This is a genomic window from Aeromonas sp. QDB25 (assembly GCF_027707725.1).
GTDB lineage: Bacteria > Pseudomonadota > Gammaproteobacteria > Enterobacterales > Aeromonadaceae > Aeromonas > Aeromonas caviae.
On sequence record NZ_JAPCIZ010000132.1, the window covers coordinates 1 to 5,729 of the forward strand.

Below are 5,729 nucleotides of genomic sequence, written 5' to 3' on the forward strand. Positions count from 1 at the left end.
GCTGGGGCGCCCTCTGGGAAGGTTGGGAAGCCCTGCAAAGTAAACTGGATGGCTTTCTTGCCGCCAAGGATCTGATGGCGCAGGGGATCAAGATCTGATCAAGAGACAGGGGTGTAGATGTGCAGGTTGTCCAGGGTGGTGACCACCATCCGCTTGCCGGGGAAGAACGGCGGGATGTAAGCGCGGCGCCCTGCGATGGACTCGGCCAGCTTCTGGGCGGCGATCTGCTCGCTCGGCTTGGTCGCTTCGCTGTAGAGCTTGGCCTGGGCGGCGGCAATCAGGTCGGTACCGACCAGCACGACCAGACGCGGGTCCTGGCGGAACAGCGGATCGATGGTGGTGTTGATGAGGTCGGAGGCCATCTCGTCCAGGGTCTTGTAATCCCCCTTGCCGTCCGGGTCGAAGTAGAGCTTCTCGCCAGCCTGTGCCTTGATGATCTGGCTGCCATCGTTCCACTCGCGTGCGATCTGGTGCCAGCCCTTGTTGATGTCTTCGCCGAGAGGCTTGGCGGCCGGGTCGGTGGTTTCAGCGGCTGCGACGCCGTTCCAGCCGACCCGCAGCATGTCGAGGGCAAAGGCCTGGTTGATGAACTCGCCAACCAGCTTGATGAACTCGCCCTCGCTGCCGGCATTAGCCCAGACGCAGAGGGTCGCCCAGTCGAGCGAGGCGCAAGAGTCGGTCTCGGTCAGCTCGTAGGTGTTACCCGCGACGCCTACCTTGCCGTTGAAGCGGCCATCCTTCTTGCGGCCGGTGAACAGCTTGCCGATGCCCACCTGCACCACCTGGCCCTTGATCTGGTCCACATCCATGCAGGTGATGAGGTTCAGGAACTCGACCGAGGCTAGCAGGCCGGCGCGCAGGCCAGTTTCCACCGGGCCGCTGATGACGCTGAACTGTTTGGCCAGGGCGTTGACGGGGATGCCGTAGGTCTTGGCCAGGGCACTGCTGTATTGCTCCAGGCGCTGACGGGCCTGGACGGTTAGGGACTGACTCACGGCCGCTCCTTAATATGCGATGGGGGTGTCGTCACCGCCGAGCGCGCCCGGGCGCTGGCCCGGTACTTCGACGGAGAACTTGTCGATCTGGCCCTGCAGCTCGCCCACTTTCTCGGTGAGGCCGGTCAGGGTCTGCTCCAGCTTGGTGAACTGCTCGGCGGTGATGCCGTGCTTCTCATCCATGATGGCGGGGTCAGAGGTCGCCTTGATGGGCTGCTCAGGTTCCGGTTTGGTCTCCAGCTTGGTGCTGAAGGCATCGATCTTGGCGCCAAGGCCGGTCAGGGCTCCCAGCATCTGATCGAACTGTTCTGGTTTCATTTCCTCATCCTCGGATTGGCTGGGGTTGGCTTGGGGGGCGGGCTCGCCATGGCTGGTCATGAAGCTGAAAAGCTTGGTCATGAAGCTGTCGGCCTTCTCGTGCTTGGGCAGCTTGAGCATGGAGAGGTCCAGCGGTTCGCTGGTGCCGATGGTTTGGCCCTTGTTGCTCTTGCTGAACTTGAGATGGGTGGTGCCGGTACTGGCAGGCTGGTCGGTGACGCCCAGGCCAATCAGGTAGGTACGGCCCAGATCGGCGAATTGCTCGAACGGTTCGATGGAGCAGAACTGGTATTGGCCGCTCTGGTTCCAGTAAATGAGATCCCGGTTCGGGCAGAGGATGGCGAACAGCTTGAGCTTGCCGTCAACCTCTTCGGTCTTGAGGGCCTGCACGGTGCCATAGCTGGACCAGCGATCATGCTCCGGCCAGATGACAGCGGTGTAATAGGTCGGGTCGTAGGTCTCGGCCATGTCGACCAGCCAGTCGCGGGTGATGTCACGTCCGTCCACCGCTTTACCTTCGGTGGCGATACAGACAAAGCCAGTTCTCAAGGTTGATTCGTTCATGCCTGCTCCCAATAGATACGGGCTCAGGCTATCGGGTCGACAAGGGGGTTTCATCCGGTGGTGTTCTGGTGAATTCGGATCCATGGGGATATCCGAATTGCTTGGAACATTGGGGCGATAAGGAGGGGAAGGGGGCTGGCTATGATGGCGCCATCACATCACCGATGGAGGCGCCGTGGCGTATCCCGAAGAGCTCCGCCATGCTGCGCGGGGTCTGTATCTTAAGCGCTGGACGCCCCAGGAGATCAAGGATGAACTGGGGCTCAACTCCTGCCGCATCGTCTACTACTGGGCAGAAAAGCTCGGCTGGCGCGACCTACTGACTGATGAAGCGGTGGAGGATGCCATTGCCCGCCGGGTGCAGTCCCTGCTGGGGCGGGAGAAGAAAACGCCCGCCGAGCTGGACGAACTAGACCGGCTTATCGGCCACCATGTCAGCCTGAAAGAGAAGGCGGTCAAGTGGGCCGAGCGGCAGCAGGCGCTCAAGACTCGGGAGGCGGCTTGGGATGACCCAGCCCCCGAGCGCGGGCGTCGGGGCCGTGGTGATCAGGATAGCGGTAATCGCAAGGGCAAGGGCGGCAAGAAGGCCAAGAACGAGGTCGGCCACCTGACCGAGGCCGATTTCAGCGAATGGCTGGGTACCCTGTTCGGCTACCAGCTGCGCTGCCGGGAGGCCAAGAACGACCCGGCCTTGCCGCGTACCCGCAACATCCTGAAGTCGCGCCAGATTGGCATGACCTACTACTTCGCCGGCGAAGCGCTGGAAGATGCGGTGCTGACCGGCGGTAACCAGATCTTCCTGTCGGCCACCCGCGCCCAGGCAGAGGTGTTCCGCTCCTACATCTGCAAGATTGCCCAGACGTTCCTTGGGGTGACCCTGACCGGCAACCCCATCGTGCTGTCGAACGGGGCCGAGCTGCACTTCTGCTCCACCAATTCCAACAGCGCCCAGTCCCGCTCCGGCAACGTCTACATCGACGAATACTTCTGGATCCCCAACTTTGAGAAGCTCTCAGACGTGGCCAGCGCCATGGCGACCCAGGCCCGCTGGCGCAAGACCTACTTCTCGACCCCATCGAGCAAGGTACACGAAGCGTACCGGTTCTGGACTGGCGATCGCTGGAAGGGGCAACGCCCGAGCCGGGTGGCCATCGATTTCCCTGGTGAAGATGAGCTGCGCGAGGGTGGCCGGGTTTGCCCCGATCGGCAGTGGCGCTATGTCATCACCATCGAGGATGCCATTCGCCTGGGCTGCAACCTCATCGACATTGAGGAACTCAAGGACGAATACCCGGAGGAAGTGTTCGACCGCCTCTACATGTGCCGCTTTATCGACGATGCCCTGTCGGTGTTCAAGTTCCAGGATATGGAGCGTGCGGGAGTGGATCCGGCTCGGTGGGAGGACTACAAGCCCGGGCGGCCTGACCCGTTCGGGCGGCGTGAGGTGTGGATGGGTTATGACCCGAGCCGCACGCGCGACAATGCCACCCTGGTGGTGGTTGCCCCGCCCACCGTTGCCGGCGAGCGCTTCCGGGTGCTGGAGAAGCACTATTGGCGCGGCCTCAACTTCCAGTTCCAGGCGCAGGAGATCGAGCGCATCGCCAAGAAGTTCAGGGTCACCTATCTCGGGGTCGATGTGTCCGGCATCGGCTCCGGGGTCTATGACCTGCTCAAGCCGGTTTTCAAGGGGGTGTGCCACCCCATCAACTACAGCATTGAGAGCAAGTCGCGGCTGGTCCTCAAGATGATCGACGTGGTGGAGGCGAACCGCATCGAGTGGGATGCCTCGGATCGGGACATTCCGCTGGCCTTCCTCGCCATCAAACGCAGCACCACTGGCGGCGGCCAGATGACGTTCCGGGCCGCCCGCGACAACGTGACCGGCCACGCCGATGTGTTCTTCGCCATTGCCCACGCCGTGGCCAACGAGCCGCTCGATACCCACCGCAAACGTAAATCCACCTGGGCAACCAGCCAGGAGAAGAAGGCAGCATGACCAAGCGACAGACGCAACAACCGGCCCAGGTGGCCACCGCATCTCCCCGGCCCTCGGTGGTGTTCAGCATGCCGGAGGCCATCGACCCCACGGCCTGGATGACCGACTACACCGGGGTGTTCTACAACCCCTACGGCGAATACTACCAGCCACCTATCGATCGCAAGGGGTTGGCCAAGGTGGCGCGGGCCAACGCGCACCATGGGGCGATCCTGATGGCGCGGCGCAACATGGTGGCGGGCCGCTTTACCACCCAGCGCAGCACCATCACAGCCTTCGTGCACAACTACCTGCAGTTCGGAGACGGGGCACTGCTCAAGCTGCGCAACAGCTTCGGCCAGGTGGTGGGGTTGCACCCGCTCTCCAGCGTCTACCTGCGCCGGCGGGAGGATGGCTGCTTTGTCTATCTGCAGCAGGGCAAGTCGAACCTGATTTACCGGCCGGAGGATGTGATCTGGCTGGCCCAGTATGACCCGGAGCAGCAGGTCTATGGCATGCCCGATTACCTGGGCGGCCTGCAGTCGGCCCTGCTCAACCAGGACGCCACCCTGTTCCGGCGCCGCTACTTCCTCAACGGCGCCCACATGGGGTTCATCTTCTACGCCACCGACCCGAACATGGACGACGACACCGAAGAGGAGATGAAGGAGATGATCGCCAACAGCAAGGGAGTGGGAAACTTCCGATCCATGTTCGTGAACATCCCTGACGGCAAGCCGGACGGCATCAAGCTCATACCGGTGGGGGACATTGCCACCAAGGACGAATTCGCCGCCATCAAGGGGATCACCTCTCAGGATGTGCTGACGGCCCACCGCTACCCCCCTGCGCTGGCCGGCATCATTCCGACCAATGGCGGCGGCGGGTTAGGGGATCCCGAGAAGTACGATGCCACCTATGCCAGGAACGAGGTGCTGCCGCTGTGCGAGCTGGTACGGGACGCTATCAACAGCGCCGGCCTGCCCCGTTCGCTGTGGGTCGATTTCCGGGAAACGGTGGGTTCAACTGTATAAAAACACAGCCATTTTTGGTAAAATATAACCCATTGATAGGAAGTCAGATTTGTCTGGAGGGATAATGCGGATCTATTGCAAAGAGTGTGGTCAGCGGGGCCGGATCACCAAGACCCACCACCTGAGTGATGCGGTGGCCGATCTCTACTGCCAGTGCACCGAGGCCGAGTGCGGTCACACCTGGGTGGCGACGTTATCGTTCAACCACACCCTGAGCCCCTCAGCCAGAACGACCAACCAGATGGCTCTGGCTCTGGTGCGGGGGCTAAGCCCCGAGGGGCGGCAGATGGTGTTGCAAGGACTGGGGGCGCAATAGCGCCCCTTGGTTTACTACCGTCACTGCAGGATCACTTCGGGGCAAGCATCGCTCTGGCCGGCCAGTCGCACCAGTTTCTGTTGAGGCGACTCCGGCGGGCGGGTTGGGCCGGTTCGGGGTGGATACTGATTACCTTGATGAAAATCCGTTTCCCCGGTTTACCTATTTCTTTTAACCCACTTTTGGTGTCGGCTTCGAGTTCCAGAAATGACAGTTGGCGCAGGTAGGTCAGCACTTTATCGATTATTCACCCATAGGCAAAATGGGGTCGGTTGGAAGTGAAGCCGCATGTCGTATCAAATTTAACATTTCAATTTTTACAGCAAATAAGTTTCTTGTTGCAATGATCTTTCGTAGTGGTTCATTAGCTCTAACAAGTGATGAGCAAAATCCTTTTCTTGTTGGTACGGATATAGAAACCGCGAATTCAACTCCGAAGTGCAACACCCGCCAAATCAAGCAACCTGTCGTAGTTCATCAAACACGATCTGCGGTTGCCTGAAATCCAAACATTTGCGCGGTCTAAG

Annotated in this window: 6 protein-coding genes; 4 read left to right on the forward strand and 2 right to left on the reverse strand. The window is 60.8% G+C overall.

The window, feature by feature from the left end:
* Window positions 1-98: 98 nt before the first annotated feature.
* Window positions 99-995 (reverse strand): phage major capsid protein, P2 family, encoded by an 897-nt coding sequence (locus PG883_RS22395; protein ID WP_270808252.1) that lies wholly within the window; start codon window positions 993-995, stop codon window positions 99-101.
* 9 nt (window positions 996-1,004) lie between these two features.
* On the reverse strand, window positions 1,005-1,877 hold the full coding sequence (locus PG883_RS22400; RefSeq protein WP_270808254.1) for a GPO family capsid scaffolding protein: 873 nt from the start codon (window positions 1,875-1,877) through the stop codon (window positions 1,005-1,007).
* A gap of 175 nt (window positions 1,878-2,052) precedes the next feature.
* On the opposite strand from PG883_RS22400, the gene PG883_RS22405 reads away from it, so the two are divergent.
* The 4 genes from PG883_RS22405 (at window position 2,053) to PG883_RS22420 (ending at window position 5,704) form a co-directional block, all read left to right on the forward strand.
* Window positions 2,053-3,873 (forward strand): terminase large subunit domain-containing protein, encoded by a 1,821-nt coding sequence (locus PG883_RS22405; RefSeq protein WP_270808256.1) that lies wholly within the window; start codon window positions 2,053-2,055, stop codon window positions 3,871-3,873.
* A complete protein-coding gene (locus tag PG883_RS22410) occupies window positions 3,870-4,886 on the forward strand; it encodes a phage portal protein (protein ID WP_270808259.1) in 1,017 nt (338 codons plus the stop codon). Before PG883_RS22405 ends, PG883_RS22410 begins: the two co-directional genes overlap by 4 nt.
* Window positions 4,887-4,950: 64 nt before the next feature.
* Window positions 4,951-5,202 carry an ogr/Delta-like zinc finger family protein gene (locus tag PG883_RS22415; RefSeq protein ID WP_270808261.1) on the forward strand — a complete coding sequence of 84 codons (252 nt, stop codon included), beginning with the start codon at window positions 4,951-4,953 and terminating at the stop codon, window positions 5,200-5,202.
* Window positions 5,203-5,416: 214 nt separating this feature from the next.
* A complete protein-coding gene (locus tag PG883_RS22420) occupies window positions 5,417-5,704 on the forward strand; it encodes a hypothetical protein (RefSeq protein WP_270808263.1) in 288 nt (95 codons plus the stop codon).
* Window positions 5,705-5,729 lie beyond the last annotated feature (25 nt).